This window comes from Enterococcus gallinarum (genome assembly GCF_021496385.1).
In the GTDB taxonomy this organism is placed as follows: Bacteria; Bacillota; Bacilli; order Lactobacillales; family Enterococcaceae; genus Enterococcus_D; species Enterococcus_D gallinarum.
Genome location: NZ_CP050816.1, coordinates 2,893,747 through 2,911,743 on the forward strand (window position 1 = coordinate 2,893,747; position 17,997 = coordinate 2,911,743).

Annotated in this window: 11 protein-coding genes and 1 tRNA gene; 5 read left to right on the forward strand and 7 right to left on the reverse strand. The window is 40.4% G+C overall.

The window, feature by feature from the left end; genetic code table 11:
• Positions 1-108: 108 nt before the first annotated feature.
• Genes HED61_RS14130 through HED61_RS14150 form a run of 5 tightly spaced genes read right to left on the reverse strand, consistent with a single transcriptional unit; the run spans position 109 to position 4,460 of the window.
• On the reverse strand, positions 109-846 hold the full coding sequence (locus HED61_RS14130; RefSeq protein ID WP_002301439.1) for a sugar isomerase domain-containing protein: 738 nt from the start codon (positions 844-846) through the stop codon (positions 109-111).
• A gap of 1 nt (position 847) precedes the next feature.
• A complete protein-coding gene (locus HED61_RS14135; RefSeq protein ID WP_003125789.1) occupies positions 848-2,098 on the reverse strand; it encodes a PTS ascorbate transporter subunit IIC in 1,251 nt (416 codons plus the stop codon).
• 2 nt (positions 2,099-2,100) lie between these two features.
• Entirely contained in the window at positions 2,101-2,382 is a 282-nt protein-coding gene (locus tag HED61_RS14140; RefSeq protein WP_002301437.1) for a PTS sugar transporter subunit IIB, read from the reverse strand.
• A 12-nt stretch (positions 2,383-2,394) separates the two neighbouring features.
• The gene (locus HED61_RS14145) at positions 2,395-2,826 is read right to left on the reverse strand and encodes a PTS sugar transporter subunit IIA (protein WP_219644877.1); all 432 of its coding nucleotides are present in this window, start codon (positions 2,824-2,826) and stop codon (positions 2,395-2,397) included.
• Positions 2,823-4,460, reverse strand: a complete 1,638-nt coding sequence (locus tag HED61_RS14150) for a BglG family transcription antiterminator (RefSeq protein ID WP_005470693.1) — start codon at positions 4,458-4,460, stop codon at positions 2,823-2,825. The genes HED61_RS14145 and HED61_RS14150 overlap by 4 nt, the downstream gene beginning before the upstream one ends.
• A gap of 213 nt (positions 4,461-4,673) precedes the next feature.
• Here HED61_RS14150 and ypfJ point away from each other — a divergent pair, with 213 nt between their 5' ends.
• From ypfJ to HED61_RS14165, 3 genes are all read left to right on the forward strand, one after another.
• A complete protein-coding gene (gene ypfJ / locus HED61_RS14155) occupies positions 4,674-5,567 on the forward strand; it encodes a KPN_02809 family neutral zinc metallopeptidase (RefSeq protein WP_002316719.1) in 894 nt (297 codons plus the stop codon).
• Positions 5,568-5,909: 342 nt separating this feature from the next.
• Positions 5,910-5,991: transfer RNA gene (locus HED61_RS14160), tRNA-Leu, on the forward strand.
• Between the two features lie 115 nt (positions 5,992-6,106).
• The gene (locus HED61_RS14165; RefSeq protein ID WP_005470691.1) at positions 6,107-7,390 is read left to right on the forward strand and encodes a cytochrome P450; all 1,284 of its coding nucleotides are present in this window, start codon (positions 6,107-6,109) and stop codon (positions 7,388-7,390) included.
• Between the two features lie 71 nt (positions 7,391-7,461).
• Here the strand turns inward: HED61_RS14165 and HED61_RS14170 are convergent, their stop codons facing one another.
• Positions 7,462-9,087: a peptide ABC transporter substrate-binding protein gene (locus tag HED61_RS14170; protein WP_219644875.1), complete on the reverse strand. Its 1,626-nt coding sequence runs from the start codon at positions 9,085-9,087 to the stop codon at positions 7,462-7,464.
• Positions 9,088-9,577: 490 nt separating this feature from the next.
• Here HED61_RS14170 and HED61_RS14175 point away from each other — a divergent pair, with 490 nt between their 5' ends.
• The gene (locus HED61_RS14175; protein ID WP_005470685.1) at positions 9,578-10,027 is read left to right on the forward strand and encodes a DIP1984 family protein; all 450 of its coding nucleotides are present in this window, start codon (positions 9,578-9,580) and stop codon (positions 10,025-10,027) included.
• Positions 10,028-10,324: 297 nt separating this feature from the next.
• On the opposite strand, the gene HED61_RS14180 is transcribed toward HED61_RS14175, so the two are convergent.
• Entirely contained in the window at positions 10,325-16,183 is a 5,859-nt protein-coding gene (locus HED61_RS14180; RefSeq protein WP_234981396.1) for a Spy0128 family protein, read from the reverse strand.
• A gap of 378 nt (positions 16,184-16,561) precedes the next feature.
• Between HED61_RS14180 and HED61_RS14185 the strand changes: the two genes are divergently transcribed.
• Entirely contained in the window at positions 16,562-17,992 is a 1,431-nt protein-coding gene (locus tag HED61_RS14185; protein ID WP_103301000.1) for a helix-turn-helix domain-containing protein, read from the forward strand.
• The last annotated feature ends 5 nt before the right edge of the window (positions 17,993-17,997 follow it).

Here is a 17,997-nt window from a genome sequence, read left to right on the forward strand (position 1 = left end):
TTGCTGCTATTTTATGAGAAGTAAAAACTTCTGACACGATCAGTTTTCATTTGGATTATGCTTTTCTCACAGTTCTTTTTCTGAGTTAAAACTTCTGTACAAACATCATTACAACTGATAGTGAATGGCTTCTTTGTATTGTTCAAATAATGATTGGTTCAATTCATCGCCGCCATCCATATTTGCGGAATAAAAGATGGGCGGATAATCGATTCCTGCTTGTTTCAATTGTTGGCAAACTTCGACGATAATGGTATTAAGGATCGTAGCGCCAATCACCGTTGAAGTAGGCCCTACTTTTTGATCCATCCCCTTAATCTGACAACCTGCATCACCAATTTCCCCATGATTATCGATTACAAGATCAGCGACTTCAAACAGACGAAGGCCCGAAGAATGCCGGCTAGTGACTGATTGCGAATACGTTTTGTTTGTTAAAGCGATAATTTTGACGCCTTTTTCTTTTGCCGCTAGTGCTAAATCGATTATGACGGGATTACGACCTGAAACTGAGTGTAAAATCAGCACGTCTCCTTCTTTGAACGGCTGGATTTCCGCTAATGCGGTGCCGTAGCCTTCTAGTCGTTCCATTTTGCTAGTAAAGGTGATGGGACTGCGATCCAACATCAGTTCTCGTCCAAAGATCGCATTGATCGTCATCATCCCTCCCGCGCGATAGTACATTTCTTCTGCCAAGATCCCCGCATGACTAGCCCCAAAAATATAAATCGAATGCTTTTCTAGATTTGCTGTAGTCAAGAGACGAATTGCCTCATCGATTGCATGCTGTTCCTTTTTTTCAACGGTTTCTAGTAATGCATGAATTTTATCAACATATTGATACATATTAAATTCCCCCAAATAGACTGCCGAGACCACGACCAATGATTCCCCAAAGTGATAAGTCATTGCCACCAAAGATCAGAATCCAGTTTTGAATCGTTGTGCTGAATAGAACGGCAGATACACCAACTAACAAGACCATCACAAATGATGCGGCAATGGTACCAATGACTGCGCCACGCAAGCCGCCTTGTCCTTCTCCAATAACTGCTGCGCCGCCACATTCAAAGAAACTGGTGATAACTAATGGTACGATCAAGATTCCAAAAACATTCGTCGTATTGACAATGATCACAAGGATCGTTGAGGTGATCATAGCTACGATAAAGCCAATAATCACGGCATTCGGACGATAATTGAATAGGATCGGTACATCAAAAGCTGGTTTGGCTCCAGGGACGACTTTTTCGGCAATCCCTTGGAAAGCTGGAATAATTTGGTTGATCAATAGGCGGACCCCATAAAGCATGATCAAGAGTCCTGCGCCAAAGTTCAAGCCTGCTTGAACAGCAAACATGACCAGATTCCCACCTTCTGGGACAAGAACTGGTGCGATAATTCCTACAACAATATTCATCAAAAACATCACCAAGGCACCTGTAATGGAAATCTCACGGAAAAAGGACAGGTTTTCTGGCACTTTTAAATCTTCTGTCGATTTTTCTTTGTTTCCTACTCGTTTTGCCACGAAGCCGGACACCATCGATAAGATCCCTGTAGGATGTCCAATCAAGAACGAATCATCGCCAGTGGCATCCCAAACATATTTCCGCATGATCCAAGGCATAAATGACCAATAACAAGCAGATAAAACAGCTCCTAAAATCAATAATGGAATCCCCGACATTCCACCTTCAACCCCACCAGCAACGATCACAAATGGGAACCACCATAACATATGACCCGTCAAGAAAATCGTCTTAACTGGTGTAAAACGAGCAATCAATAAGTGCAAGATCAATCCAAAAAACATAGCTAACCCAACAGTTCCCCCGTATTCTGCTGTGAAGGTCACATCAGAAAGACCATCGGCTACTTGAACCCCCAACTGTGTCTGAACCGCTGTGTTGATTGGTGCGATCGTTCCCGTCAGCATATTGACCCCTGCGGTCAATGCTACCATCCCAAAGGCTGCTGTCAACGAGCCTTTCACCACTTCGGCAAAAGGTTTTCGTTGCACGATCAACCCGATCATTGCAATCAGTCCGAGCAATACTGGCGGATTCTTTAAAATATGATCTGTGACAAAACTCATGATTATCCCTCTCTTTCAGCTAAAAACTTTTCCATTTGCATTTTGACTTCAGCGACATCCATATATTTTTTGATGGGATAGACAGGTGCTTTGACTGAAGCTTGCAAATCATTCAATAATTCGTGGCTTGTAAAATAAACATCTGCAGGAGTTGCTTTTGCAGTAGATAAATCCGTATTCTCAGCAGTCGCCTTCAGCCCCAGCTCCTTAATCACCTTATCGATCGTCATCTTTAACACCATTGAACTTCCAACACCAAATCCACACACAGCTAAAATTTTCATCTTCTTTTCCTCCTATTGGAATAATTGGCAAATCTGTTCTTTGTCACCATTCAAAATAAGTTGATACTTTTCCTGATCCATAAACACTTCCATGATTTCCTGTAAACTTTCCAAATGACTTTGATTGTCTTTTGCAGCTAAAACAAGGAAAATACGGACCGGCTTGCCAGCTAAATCGATTTCGTTTTTAGTCACTAGCAAACTCATCCCTTGATGAAAGACACCTTCCCCCGGACGAGCATGCATCAATGCAAAGTAATCAGCCAATACCATATACGGGCCGTTCTCCTCAACGCTATGGATCATATTAGCGACATATTGTTGATCGATGGCTTTTTCATTTAATAGCGGCTGACTCGCCAATTGAACTGCTTCTTGCCAGGTGAGGATTTGTTTCGTGGTCTCGATATGATCCTCAGGCAGTAATTTTTTTAAATTGATCATGATTTTACCTCCAACATTTTTGAAATGAACCATTCTTTGTCTTCGATCCCTTGCATGATCAACTTCATGACAGGTTCTACTTCTTGGGCCTCATCTTCTCGTATCATTAGTAACACGATGATATCGACTTTTTGGTTGCCCCAATCAACAGGACGATCCAAAATCAATACAGAAAAGGTCGTTTTTGAAACAAACTCAGGATTGCCATGAGGTATGGCAAAACCGTTATCTAAATAGGTCGACTGCAATGCTTCTCGTTCTAAGACGGAACGCTGAAAGTCCGTACGCTGATTTTCCGACGAAAAGTCATTTTGACTGATCAGAAAATCCAGTGCTTGTTCTTTGGTCTCAAATCGTTCAAAATAAATCTTCGGTGCAATCAACATCCGTGTATCTTGCAGGATTTTCACCTTATCCGCAATCGGTTCATTATCAATAATCAAATCGATATAGTGATTCATGATCCGCTTCATGTCTCGATTGGTCACCATCGGCGAGATGCGGACGACTGGTTTGGAAACATCAGGTAAATCGATCGTGGAAATAATGAAATCGATGGCAGAAATATCCATCTCTTTGAGCTTAGCGACAGAAGCGGTTTCAATACTATCGACATTAGGCAATATTCGACGAATCTTGGCAGAAATAAATGAACTGGTACCAACACCGTTCGGACAAACAAAGACGATTTTATTCAATTGCCGCATCCGTTCTACTGCAGCTTGAAAGTGAATCGAAACAAACCCGATTTCATCCTCAGATATTCCAATATGGTAGGCCTTTAGAAAGTCGTTCAAAGAGAACCAAACGACCCCATACAACGCCGGATAATGCTGTTTGATCTCATCTAGCAATGGATTGACTACAGTAGTTTGGGCCTCAATGCGTAAAAACAGCTGGTACAAATGAATCGTCAGATCTTCTTCTAAGCGACTATCCTGTGTCAAATCGATCTGGATGCCTTCACTGACTTTCTGAATCAGATTTCTGACTTTCCCTCGAAAAGAGAACGGAATCGATTCGTTCTTCATAAAAAAACGTAAGCCACTACCTACAATGAGATAGGTTAGGTACTGAACTTCTTTCGATGAAAAATGGTAGATTTCTTGTTCTTCAATTTCTTTCAACAATTCATAAATCAACGGATACTTGTCAAATTCCAAAAACAATTTTCCAAATTGACGCTTCTCTTCTATATCCAGCTGATTTGCCTGATTCGAGCGCTCGACAATCAGCAAGATCGAAACAACGATGCTTTGGATGTAGCTTTCTGGGATCTCCATTTGCTTTTCGGTGATCGAATGGCGAAAAGCCGCATTTATCTTTTCAAATAATGACACATTTGTCAGAACAGAAAGGTTCTCCCCATGCTCCATAGTAAGGAGAATGAATCGCTTCAACATTCGTTGGATTTGTGACTCGCTTCCTTGAAAATAAGTGCCTGAATTATCAAAACGCAACAGTAAATTTTCTTTGACAAACAGTGTTTTTAGATAAGCGATATCCTTGGCGATACTGCTCCTAGAAACATAATACTCATCAGAAAGTTGCTGGTAACTCAAGTGCTCCCCATTGATCAGCCGCTTAAAAATTTGCATGCGTCGGTCTTCGATCAAAGAATAATTGTTTTTCATTTGCTCACCCTCTACCTTTATTCTAGTGATACCTTAACAAATATGAAGACCAATTGTTAGATTAAAAAATGATTAAAAGGTGTGCACACCCTTTCCCTTGATAGCAATATCGGTCGTTTGTTCCGCAAAATCGCTTCAAGCAAGCCAAACTTTTCTCATCTTCCTCGTTTTCTCTTATAATAAATGTAAACAGTCAAATGAGGAGGAAACAAAATGAAATGGCGTGGGGGTAGACAAAGTTCCAATGTGGAAGACCGCTCTGGTCGTTCCGCAGGTTCAGGAGGAAAAATAATGGCCGGCGGTGGTATCGGTACGATTGTTATCGCAGTCCTCTTTTTTCTATTCAGTGGGGGTGATTTAAACTCCGTCACAGATATTTTGGGAGGCGGACAAGCCGCTAATTATCAAACAGAAAATGTGGCTTCAGACGAGTATACAGAGGAAAAAGAATTCTCCGCTGTCGTCTTTGGTCATTTGGAAGATTATTGGAATGGTGTTTTTGAAGCAGAACAGACTACGTATCAAGATCCTAAACTGGTTTTATTTACAGGAAGTGTTCAATCGGCTTGTGGGAATGCAACTTCTCAAGTTGGTCCCTTTTATTGCCCTGCCGATCAAAATGTTTATCTGGATCTCAGCTTTGCAACAGAACTTTCTCAAAAGTATGGGGCCAGCGGAGATTTTGCCATGGCCTATGTCATTGCTCATGAAGTTGGTCATCACGTACAAAACGAACTTGGTATTACACAGCAACTCGATAAGATCCGCCAACAGGTTTCTGAAAAAGAATACAATCAATATAGTGTTCGTTTGGAACTACAAGCGGATTATTTAGCCGGTACATTTGCCAAGTATCTACAAGGAAAAACTTATAACGGCCAACCGATTTTAGAAGCTGGTGATATCGAAGAGGCTATCACAGCTGCTAATGCCATTGGTGATGATACGTTACAAAAGGAATACCAAGGATATGTCGTACCAGATAGTTTTACTCATGGGACTTCAAAACAACGAGTTGAATGGTTCAACCGGGGGTTCAAATATGGTGATTTGGAGCATGGAGACACCTTCAATGAAAAAAACCTTGATTTGGTCTACGGATCATAACAAAAACGTTCCTTTTTGGTCACTCTTTTTTCACATTTGGGCGGTATAGTTTATTCATACCAACAAACCCTAACTTTTTCATTTTACTCCTTGCCTGCCAGTCCCCGCTGGCAGGCCCTTTTTTTTCATGGTGCTATTTTATTTTTTTTTAACCTTTGGCCTGTTTTTTTCTTTAAAACGCTAAGGGTTGATCACAATTTTTTCATATTTTCCGGTTACTATATAAATAACCCAACAAACAACCCAACTTTTTCATTTTTTACTCCTTGTCTGTCAGTCCCCGCTGACAGACTTATTTTTTTTCTTGCCAAAATTCTCAAAATGCGCTAAGGTTATTTATGCGCGGAAGTGGCGGAATGGCAGACGCGCACGCTTCAGGCGCGTGTGAGTATATCTCGTGTGGGTTCAACTCCCATCTTCCGCATTTTGAGCAGGTCATCTTGGATGATCTGCTCTTTTTTATGTGTTTCTTTTGTCTAAATAAAGAAAAAAGCTTAAGCTAGAAGTATATCAATAGGAAAAAGACAGGAGGAAATCCAATGAAAGAAGTACCAACAGCGAAAATCAAATTAACTGAGGTCAAAGAACTCTTTGATGCTGGTTATGAAATCTTAGGAGAATTACGGTCTGAGGTGAATGCCCCAGTCGTTAGAGCTAAATTTCTGAATCAAGAAGTGATTGCCATTTATGGAAAAGAAGCAGCAAAAATTTTTTATGATCCACGAAATTTTAAACGTGAAGGAGCAATGCCCAAACTCGTCCGTTCAACCTTGTTAGGGGAAGAGGGGGTTCAAACTTTAGACGGGGAACAACATCACCATCGGAAAAACTACTTTATGGACTTGATGACACCTGAGAGAATGACCGATTACCATGATTTGTTGGAACGAAACCTTTCTCATGAACTGGATAAACAATCCGGTACCTTTGAGCTTTTTTCACTCACAAAAAATGTTCTATTCAAAACGATTTGTGAATGGTCAGGAATCAATCTAGCACCACTGTCTCAATCAGAGATCAGTGAGTTAGCTGATTATCAAGTTGCTATGTTCAGCGGGACTGTCACCTCCCCTGTCGCCCATTTAAGAGGCGTCGAAGATCGTAAAAAATCTGAGAAATGGGCTCAAGGATTGATTGAAGAAGCTCGTCAACATCCTGTTGCTGGCAAAGAATCATTAGCACTTTATACTTTCGCTACTGCCACTGATCTTGAAGGTAATTTACTGCCGATCGAAGTTGCAGCCGTCGATCTGTTAAATATCATCCGCCCTACGGTTGCTTTAACCGTTTGGATCGCTTTGATGGGACATGCCCTTTTTAGTACAACGACCATCTACCAAGCACTTAAACAAAACTTTTCGGAGTTACAGGATTCATTTATTCAAGAATTACGCCGCTTTTATCCTTTCTTTCCAATGATGCCCGCCATTAGCTTGCAAGATGTTGTCGTCGATGGTTATCTGATCCCTAAGGACAGCTGGGTCGTCCAAGATATTTATGGTACGAATCATGATCCGAGAACCTTTGATCAGCCAGATGACTTCAAAGTGGATCGCTTTGTCGGACGTACACAAGCCATTTCCTATGAGGAAGAATATGAAATGATCGCACAAGGAGGCGGTGATTTCCGCAAAATGCACCGCTGTGCTGGTGAATGGATCACCTTGCATACGTTGCGCGTGTTCAGTGATTTACTGGTCAACCACTATCAGTTTGAAGTTCCTGAACAAGATTGGAAGATTCCAATGAATCACTTTCCAACCTATCCAGAAAGTAAAGTTCTCTTATTTAAAGAAGCTGCAATGACCACAGAAAATGAGTAACTACTGATCGTTGTTACTAAGTGCAGCTCACAAAAACGCAGCCCAAGCAAGCTTAGGGCTGCGTTTTTTGCTTACTTCTCTACAGATGCCGTACGGAAATAAAAATAGGCACCGTATGCGGGAAATTGGATATCTTTGATCGTTGACCTGATCATATAATTTGATGCACTCTGATATAGAGGAACTTGAGCTGCATCTTCTGCTAACAGAATTGATTCTGCTGATTTGTAATCTTCAAATACTTTATCTGGATCATTGGCATCCACGGTACGTGCGTTTTCTGTCAATGCCGTATAGTCCTCGTTGACATATCCACCGTAATTGTAAGAAGAACCTTTTTTATATAAATTGAAATAAGAGTCCAAGTCACTGCTGCCAGCAATCCAACCAGAAATCGACAACTCATATTGACCATCTGCTCGTGATTGATTCAAATTCGTTCGTGGTTGTTTATTGATTGTAATCGTCAAACCAGGCAAATGATCTTGAAGCTGATTTTGCAGATATTCACCGATTTTTTGTCCATGATCATCATCTGTTACCAATAAAGTCAGTTCAATTTTGTCACCGATAGCTGTTTGTGCTTGGCTCCATTCTGCTTGTGCTTTGTTACTATCGTATTCATTGTAGTCCCCGCTATAAGTGCGAAAATCTTCATTGGTATTCGGATTGGCATAAAGCCCACTGGGAATAAGGCCATTCAATACGCTTGCTCCATCGTTCAACACATCATTCACGAGACTCTCTTTGTCAATCGCCAAAGCGATGGCTTTACGAAGGTGGACATTTGCCAATGGTTTATTTGCCTGTTTATTAAAATCTAAAAAATAGTTGGCAATATCCTTTTGAGTGACTAAGGAGTCATTATTTTGGTACTGTTGCACATAGAGTCCGCTGATTTTTTGCAGATCCAACTCCCCGCTTTCAAACAACTGGATTCCAGTATTCTCCTCTTTGATCGTGGAACCTTTGATTTTATCCAACTTAACTACCGCTTGATCGTAATACTCAGGATTTTTGGCAAGCGTCCATTCTGCACCGGTCTGTTGCCAGTCTTTCAGAATGAAAGGTCCCGTATAGAGCAAGTCTTCACTTGTTTTCCCATATGCCGTCCCTTTTTCTTCAACATAAGACTGTCTTTGAGGCGATAACCAGCCAATCGACACCACCGATAAAAAAGAAGGTTGCGGCTGTTCCAAATGGACGACAAAGGTCTTTTCATCCGGTGTTTCTAAGCCAATCGTCGCAATGTCTGCTTTCCCTTCGCGAATATCTTGACTGTTGACGACATTGTCTAAAAGATACGCATTTGGCCCCATGGTTTTAGGATCGACCAGTTTCTTCCAAGCATAAGCAAAATCTGCTGCTTGCACTTGCTGCCCATCACTCCATTTGGCTTCTTCCTTTAGTTTAAAGGTATATGTCTTGCCATCTTCACTGATGACTGCTTCCTCCGCCAAACCGGGAACTGGCTGACTCTTTTCATCAAAACGATACACCCCTTCAAAAAGATGCTGGATAACGGTAAACGTAACTTTATCCGTTGTTTGCGTCGTATCTAATGTTGTCAACTCTGCCGGTAAGCTGACTGAAATCTCTTGAACTTCTGGATCTGTCTCCTTTGCGGACGATCCAGTCGTGCTACATCCTGCTAACAAAAAACTTAAAATCCCTACAACAACCAAACCCTTTTTCATTTACTCTCCTCTTTCCTTTTCACTTGCGAGTTGCAAGCTTGATTAAATAAAAAAATCCTCGTCCCTTTGCTGATCATCATTGATCAACAAAGGGACGAAGACTTCGTGTTACCACCCTTTTTCGTGTCATTTTTACAAATAACACCTCATCAGTACGTATGCATACTCGGCAGGATAACGGCTGCGTTCCGTCTAACCAGCGTAAACCAGTTAAAAGACTCTGAGCTCATCTTCACTTAGCGTTCTGTCCCCTTTCTCACCAACCCGGGTTCTCTTTAAACAGTCATCAAAGCTACTCTTCTCATCGATGTCCTATATTCTACTGAATTGATAAAAGTATACTATTCCTCGTTTTTCAAGTCAAACAGTTTTTAGAATTTTCAATCTTTTCAATAATGGCTTTGAGACTTTTTGGAGGGCAAATACTTGCCAGCTTAGTGTTTTTTTTCTAGGATAAAGAAAAGAAACCTTGCTCGAAAGGATGAAATCAATGAAACTTGCTGAAGCATTATTACTACGAAGAGATCTTGAATCCAAACTCACTCTGTTACGAGAAGAGATTGCCAGTAGTGCCGTGATCCAAGAAGGCGATACGTTAGACCGCAGCATCGACGACTTACTGCTGGATTATGAAACAACAAACCAAGAATTTGCCCAGTTGGTCATTGCAATCAATCAGCGAAATGCGGTCGCCAAAATCGGTGGACAAGAAACGATTGCTGCTGCATTAGAGAAACGGGAAGCTTTAAGGCGTTCGCATGCGATGCTAACGGCAACATTGGAAGCAGCCAAGGTTGCTCCACGGATGGGACGTAATGAGATTCGTATGATCCGAACGATCGATACCAAGCAAATCACCGACCGTTTGAATCAAACCGCAAAAGCCTTACGTGAATTAGACGGGCAGATTCAACAAACAAATTGGCTTGTTGATTTATAAAACAGCTGGGTGGGAGTCAAAAGCGAGCACAAAGCAGGTACAGGCTTATATGTACACCAATGGGGTCTGGCAGGGACCAGTTTAATGACTGCTGTTCAGTTACAAGCGTACAACTTATATTTTTCAATTAACGACCACGTGCTGGTTTGACAAGGTGGGTGCCTCTGTTTATCTTTTGTTACGCAAAAGGTAAACAGAGGTTTTTTGTTCAACAAGACCTCTTTCAAAAGAAAAAGACCCCCTGATCCGTTTCCAACATAGGAAACCAGATCAAGGAATCTTTGTTCGTTTAGCTAGTTACTTTCTTTTCTGTCTGCGATATACCACTACTACAATGCCTACTAGTAACAAGCCTACTAACATCCAGCTGACTTGATACGTTTCACCGGTTTTTGGCAGTTCGTTTTTCTTCGTCGGTGTTTTTGTATTCTGATTTTTTGCTGGATCAGGAGCTTTTTCTGGCGTGTAGCGGTTAGTAAAGGTTGGCTCGCTACCATAATCTGCTTTCGCTTCCAATGTTCCGTTTTGATCTTCGACATTTACGGTCACTGGAATCTCTGCGTCATCATAAGTGATTGTACTGTCTTGTCCGGCTTTTTCCCGGATCGTATAGTTGTACTCACCGGCTTTGTCGTATGGAATCGCATCAAAGTAAATTTTTCCGTTTCCATCGTTGGTTTGACTTTGAATCACTTGTCCCTCTTGATCGACTAATTCAAAAGTGAACTCCCCTGCGACTAGTGAACGGCCCATCAAGACTTTCTCCGCTTCCAACACTACACTGCCGGCTTTTGGTGTGTAAGTGTTCGTGAAGACGGCGTTTCCTTCATAGGTGGCTGTTGCTTCCAATTGTCCTTCATTGTCCTTGACGCTTACAGTCACTGGCACTTCGGTATCATCATAAGTGACTGTGTCATCTTGACCCGCTTTTTCACGAATAGTGTAGTTGTAGTCACCAGCCTCTTCGTATGGAATCGCATCGAAGTAAATTTTTCCGCTACCATCGTTGGTTTGACTTTGAATTACTTGTCCCTCTTGATCGACTAATTCAAAGGTGAACTCCCCTGCGACTAGTGAACGGCCAGTCAAAACTTTCTCCGCTTCCAACACTACACTGCCAGCTTTTGGTGTGTAAGTGTTCGTGAAGACGGCGTTTCCTTCATAAATCGCTGTTGCTTCCAATTGTCCTTCATTGTCTTTCACACTTACAGTCACTGGCACTTCCGTATCATCATAAGTGACTGTGTCATCTTGACCCGCTTTTTCACGTATGGTGTAGTTGTACTCGCCGGCTTTATCGTATGGAATCGCATCGAAGTAAACTTTCCCTGTACCGTCATTGGTTTGGCTTTGAATCACTTGTCCCTCTTGATCGACTAATTCAAAGGTGAACTCCCCTGCGACTAGTGAACGGCCAGTCAAGACTTTCTCCGCTTCCAACACTACACTGCCGGCTTTTGGTGTGTAAGTGTTCGTGAAGACGGCGTTTCCTTCATAGGTGGCTGTTGCTTCCAATTGTCCTTCATTGTCCTTGACGCTTACAGTCACTGGCACTTCGGTATCATCATAAGTGACTGTGTCATCTTGACCCGCTTTTTCACGAATAGTGTAGTTGTAGTCACCAGCCTCTTCGTATGGAATCGCATCGAAGTAAACTTTCCCTGTACCGTCATTGGTTTGGCTTTGAATCACTTGTCCCTCTTGATCGACTAATTCAAAAGTGAACTCCCCTGCGACTAGTGAACGGCCAGTCAAAACTTTCTCCGCTTCCAACACTACACTGCCAGCTTTTGGTGTGTAAGTGTTCGTGAAGACGGCGTTGCCTTCATAAGTCGCTGTTGCTTCCAATTGTCCTTCATTGTCCTTCACGCTTACAGTCACTGGCACTTCCGTATCATCATAAGTGACTGTGTCATCTTGACCCGCTTTTTCACGGATCGTGTAATTGTAGTCACCAACCTCTTCGTATGGAATCGCATCGAAGTAAACTTTCCCTGTACCGTCATTGGTTTGGCTTTGAATCACTTGTCCCTCTTGATCGACTAATTCAAAAGTGAACTCCCCTGCGACTAGTGAACGGCCAGTCAAAACTTTCTCCGCTTCCAACACTACACTGCCAGCTTTTGGTGTGTAAGTGTTCGTGAAGACGGCGTTGCCTTCATAAGTCGCTGTTGCTTCCAATTGTCCTTCATTGTCCTTCACGCTTACAGTCACTGGCACTTCCGTATCATCATAAGTGACTGTGTCATCTTGACCCGCTTTCTCACGGATCGTGTAATTGTAGTCACCAACCTCTTCGTATGGAATCGCATCGAAGTAAATTTTTCCGCTACCATCGTTGGTTTGACTTTGAATCACTTGTCCCTCTTGATCGACTAATTCAAAAGTGAACTCCCCTGCGACTAGTGAACGGCCCGTCAAGACTTTCTCAGCTTCCAACACTACACTGCCAGCTTTTGGCGTATAGGTGTTAGTAAAGATCGCGTTACCTTCATAAATCGCTGTTGCTTCTAACTGTCCGTCGTTATTTTTCACCTCTACTGTAACATTGGTGATTGAATCATCATAGCTAATCGTAGCGTCATGTCCTTGTACTTCATAAATTTTATATCGATAGGTTCCTTCTTTTTGATAAGTAATCTCATCAAAAAGAATATTATTTTCCTTGTTCGTCTTTTCTTGAAGGATTTTATTTTCTTCATCTGCCAAAACAAAAGTGAATTCCCCGTCTTCGATCTGTCGGCCTTCCAAAGCTTTCGTAGCCGTTAAAGCTAGGCTAGTTTCGATAATTTCCCTTGTATTAGCTAGTTCAAAGACATAATCGACTTCCTCGCTCGAGATCGTAAACGTATATTCTTTTTCATCCCGCTCATATCCATCTGGTGCTTTCGTTTCTTGGATTTTATAATCTCCATATCGTAGCCCATCTAAGCGGTCAAATTCGCTAGTTCCTTGAATCAACTTATTATTTCTGACAACAAGTTCGGAGAAAACAACTTCGTAGTTTCCTTCGGCATTTTTACGACTGAGTTGGAAATGTGCCTCTTTGTTGATCCCAGCTTCCTTATCCCCTTCTCTGTCATATTTCTTGATTGTCAACGAGCCATTTGTTCCCGTTGACGTACCGCTACCGTTGGTAGATTTGACGATTACGTCTTTTGTTACTTGATGGATTTCCGTCTGACTTCCGTAAAGAGACACATCATTTGAAACAACTTCATTATTTCGAATGCCAGGATCAAGTTTCGTTTGATAAACGATGAAGTATGGACTGTCAATGACATCCTCAAAAGCAATACGTAATGTGAATGTTCCATCAATACCATTCGTTGTTACATTTGGATTGTCTTGATTATTGAAAATAACTTTATCACCTTTTATCCATTGATCTCCGTCTTTGACGGCTTTATACACATCAACAAGGACTTTTCCTGTCTCATCGTACAAGAAAGTCTGTTGATTATAATTGATCGTATCTTCAATCACAGCATTCTTGATCGTTCGACTATCTTGGTTAACCAGTACTTCCCAATCCAACAGTCGATTATTGTCAACATTTTGAGTGCCATTTTTTGTTAACCAGTTTCCTTTTGCGGATTTCTCAACTTGCGCTTCAGCAGTTAAATCCGTTGTACCATCTGTCAAAGAGATCATATTATTGTACTTGTAAACATCTGTAGCTGCTTCGACAGCAATGAAGACAGCAATCGTTTCTGAAGTGTCTTTCAACAGTTCTACTGTCACTTGTTTTGTCACTGGATCATACGTCAAGCGATAATCAGCTGAGCTCAATTCTTCCTTCAGAGATCTTACTTGGTTTCCTGTTCCGGATACGTCAACTGTATAAACTACTGCTTCTTTAAATGTTTGACCATCTTGTAATTGATCGACAATCTTGGTTCCTTCATGAAGTGTCGCTTTATACGTATTAAATAATCCCATCCAATAGATTTGATCACTTGTAGCAACATCTTCTGAAAAGATATTTGGGAAATTACGGTTAAAAGCTGCTTGCAAGTATGCTTTTACATCTCCTCCTTTTGGAATGAAAAGCCCTGCTTTTAGCGCGTTTAAGGTCCAAGTAGTGTCCATCCATGAATTTGCTTGAGCGGCTTCCCTATAAGAGTTACCGTCAATTTCATAATCGACAAAAGCAGAATTACTAAAACGTGTTTTGGCACTTCCTAAAGCGATCTGTGTCGTCATATCAAAAGTCGTTTTGAATCTGACCGTAATTTTGTCTGCTGTCTTTGCATAGTTTCCTTTTAGTTTAATTTGAAAACCAGATTCGTACTCAATTGGATTTTCTCCAGAAGTGGTTTCACGCTGCTTCGATAAATCAAAGTCGCTTGAAGTCAATTCTTTAACTTCTCCTGACTGGCTAGTTGCAGTTAAAACAAGAGAGTCTTCAATCAATTCTAATCCACTAATATTTGTCCCGCTAATTTCTCGATAGCGATCTGTGATGACCATATTTTCCACTTCTACATATTGCTGATTTATCTCAATCTGCCATTGAATCGTTTGATCCTGATAACTTTTTGATGGTGCTGTTTTTGTCACACCAATTTTGCTTGTTGGGGTCACTGTTCCCGACCCATTATGAGAAGTTGTCGTATCATCTTTGATAGTTATATAGTTAGTAATTCTAGTATTCGCCAGTACTGGATCAAAGAGTTGTGTCTCATAACGAATCACATATTGTCCAGCATGAGCAAACACAAGTTGAAATTGAACAAGCTGATTATCTTTTTTTATTTCTCCTGCTTCATCAAAGTGCCAATCTGTCACAATACTGTTATCATTTTTGTTTCTGACCACTACAGAATCGGCTACTAAATAATGCAATGCATTTTCTGAAAGTGATCCAGAATACGTTTTATCAGTGAGAATTGAACCGTCTTTGCTAAGATCTAAAGAAACCTCCCAAGAAGCACGACCAGTTGACTGATCATAACCTAAAAATCGCTTATATTCCGCAGATTCATCATAGCTGACTGTTGCTTCAACTGATTTTTCATGGAAATTATCTCCAGTGATTTGAGCAACATTTTTGAAGGAGTTAATCGTTGGATCATTGACAACACTATAAATTTCAATTTTGACTGGCTTATCGATTTTTTGATTGAATGTAAAAGTTCCAGTCGTTGAGTTATAAGTATACAAGTCGCTAGTTCTAACCCAAGCGTCTCCATCATAAAGGTAACCATAAGAATGAGAATATGCCAATCCGCTTGGTAGTTTATCTGTCACAACGACGTTTTCCAGTTCCTTGCTTTCCGTATTATATACGATCTCCCAAACAATTGAGCCACTAGTACTTACTTTCCCACTCTTCGTAATATCGATTTGATAGATTGGTAAAGTAATCAGGATCTCATTGCCATCACGGTCATAAATACCAGTTTCGATGACAACATCTTCTGTGATTGTTGACACTTTCAATTCGGTTTCAAGATTGATTGTCCCACTTCTACCTGATAGATTCTCTGCGTTTTCATTGAAAACAATCTTTAATTCTCCATTTGCATTTAGATAAAAGTCTCCTAATGATCCTCCACCTGAACGCTGTAATGTGCCTGACACCTCATTGTGAACAGCAAAATAGCTTGGTAGCTGATAAATATAATAATCACCGTTTTTGATTTCCTCCTGATCAGATAATGACCAGTCAAAGTGAATCTTAATATTGTCGTTATAATAAGGAGGATTGTCTTGATCAAAAGGTTGATCATTCATATCTGTAATTCGTACATTATCAAATAGTTGAATTCCTCGAGCATTTAAATCTGGATTAACAGCATTTGGAGTGGCTGCTTGTTCGGTAGATTCAGTCCCTGAATCCTCCGTGGGTGCTCTTGGCTGTATTGTATTTTGATTCAACTCTGAAGTGGACGTTTCAGTCGTAGTAGTAGTGGTCGCTTTTTCCGGTTGACTGTTTGAGGTATCTTCGACTGTTTGACTAATACTCTCTGCGTTTTCTGAAGTTGTTGTTGATTCTTCCGTTTTTGTGTCTGCCGCAGGTGAATTCGATTGACTCGTTTGACTTTCAACTTCTATATTTGAAACCATTTCAGCTACTGCAATTGCCGGTGTACAAAAAGTCGCACCTAGCAAAATCAACAAGCTCAAATATGCACATAGTTTTTTATTCATAGTGATTCATCCTTTCTAAAAAACAACTGTTACTTTTTAGAAAAACTTAATTTTTTTACTTTTCTAAAATATAAGTTTTTCTAAAAGAACCAACCAATATAATTATTTATGATAGCACCGTACTGTACGTTCTTCCCTCATTCTTCCGAAGACAGCATAACGATTGATATAGCTAGACCAGAACCTATTTTTCATTCAATAACATACCTTTTTTATAGAAAATCAGAGACAAGTATCAATAAAAAAGCATCTGTTATCTCACCCTTATTTTCCCAAATTTGCCACAAACCAAGTGTTCAAAAAAAATCATTTTTCAAATATTTTTGACTATTTGGAAAAACGTGCTACCATCAATACATAACTGATTGGAGGAAAGCTATGTTCAGAGGTTTATTGTCAACTGCTTCACAAATAAAATTGCAGTTGATTGAAAGTTTGTTGCATGACCGTCACTGTTTTATTGCTGATTTGCTGGATGAATTTGACCTGTCTTTGTCGTTGTTCAGAAAGTATGTGACAGAGATCAATCACGATCTGTCCTTTCTTCAAATAAATATAGACAATCATTCCCAAGTGAGTCTGGAATTCCATTCTTTCGCTTCACGATCGGATGTCTATAGTTTTTTCTTGGCTGACTCTTCTGCTTTCAAACTCTTGGAACTTCTGTTTTCATCCCACTTTTCCAGTTATGAGACACTAGCGATTGAATTGAATCTAAGCAAATCCTCAATTATTCGTTTAATTAAAAAAATCAACACGGTCATACGTCCTTTTGATTTTCATATAGAAAAAAAACCTATCCGCATAGCTGGGAATGAAATTACTATTCGCCAGTTTTACATGGTTTTCTTTTTGGAGAAATACCAACATGAGTTTAGAGATGCCAGTAAAAATCAGGAACAAGAATTTTTAAAAGTTGCACAACTTTTGGCTGAAGTTACTCCATTAAAGCTGTATTTTTCTGACATACGAAAAATAGCGTTTATCATTTATGTACATAGTAAACGAGAGAGGCTTTTTGCCACGGAAGTGCAATCGAATAAAATTGAATATTTTCTAGAAAAAATCGATCTCGCTGAATTCTCTCGCTACAAACGCTCTTATTTAGAAAAAGTTATGGGTTATCTGACTTCTCATATCACAGCCGACCCAGCTATCTATAAACAAGTAAAAAAAATCTTCTATCAATTGACTAAACAAATTTTTCTTAAATACCATTACACCGAAACAGACTTTCAAGAAAAATTGGATGCTGTTAGTTTCAAATATTTGCTGGAAACGAATTTGAATGTTCCGTATTGTATTTTGAATGATCGCCTGGCCCGTTTTGTTGATAACTGCGATCCTGTCCAGCAAGCAATCAACAAGGATATTGTTCAGCTAGTGACTCATTCTGAATTACCAGCGATTCGCCCTGCTACGATCAACCATTTGATTTATATTTTCCATACTTCTTTTCCACTATTTACAAAACAAATCATTGATCAACATGCAGATTATCATCTCGCCTTGTTCTACGATACCAATAGCGACCATACGGAAATGATCCGAACACAAATCAAACAGTTCGTCCCCTACGACCTGAAAATCACGATTCTCAATCCGTTAGACTCTTTTTCAATCCCTGCCGTCAAAGCAACCTATGATTTGATTATCGGAAATATCGTCCCTCCTTTTCAGAAAGTTCCTTTCAAAGCAACAGACATCTTTATTACACGAAATGAGATTGGCTATATCGCAAACAGTATTCAAGAAAAAGCGATCCAGCAGATTGAGAAACAAAAAGAACCTCTTAGCCCTACTCACTGAAAAAG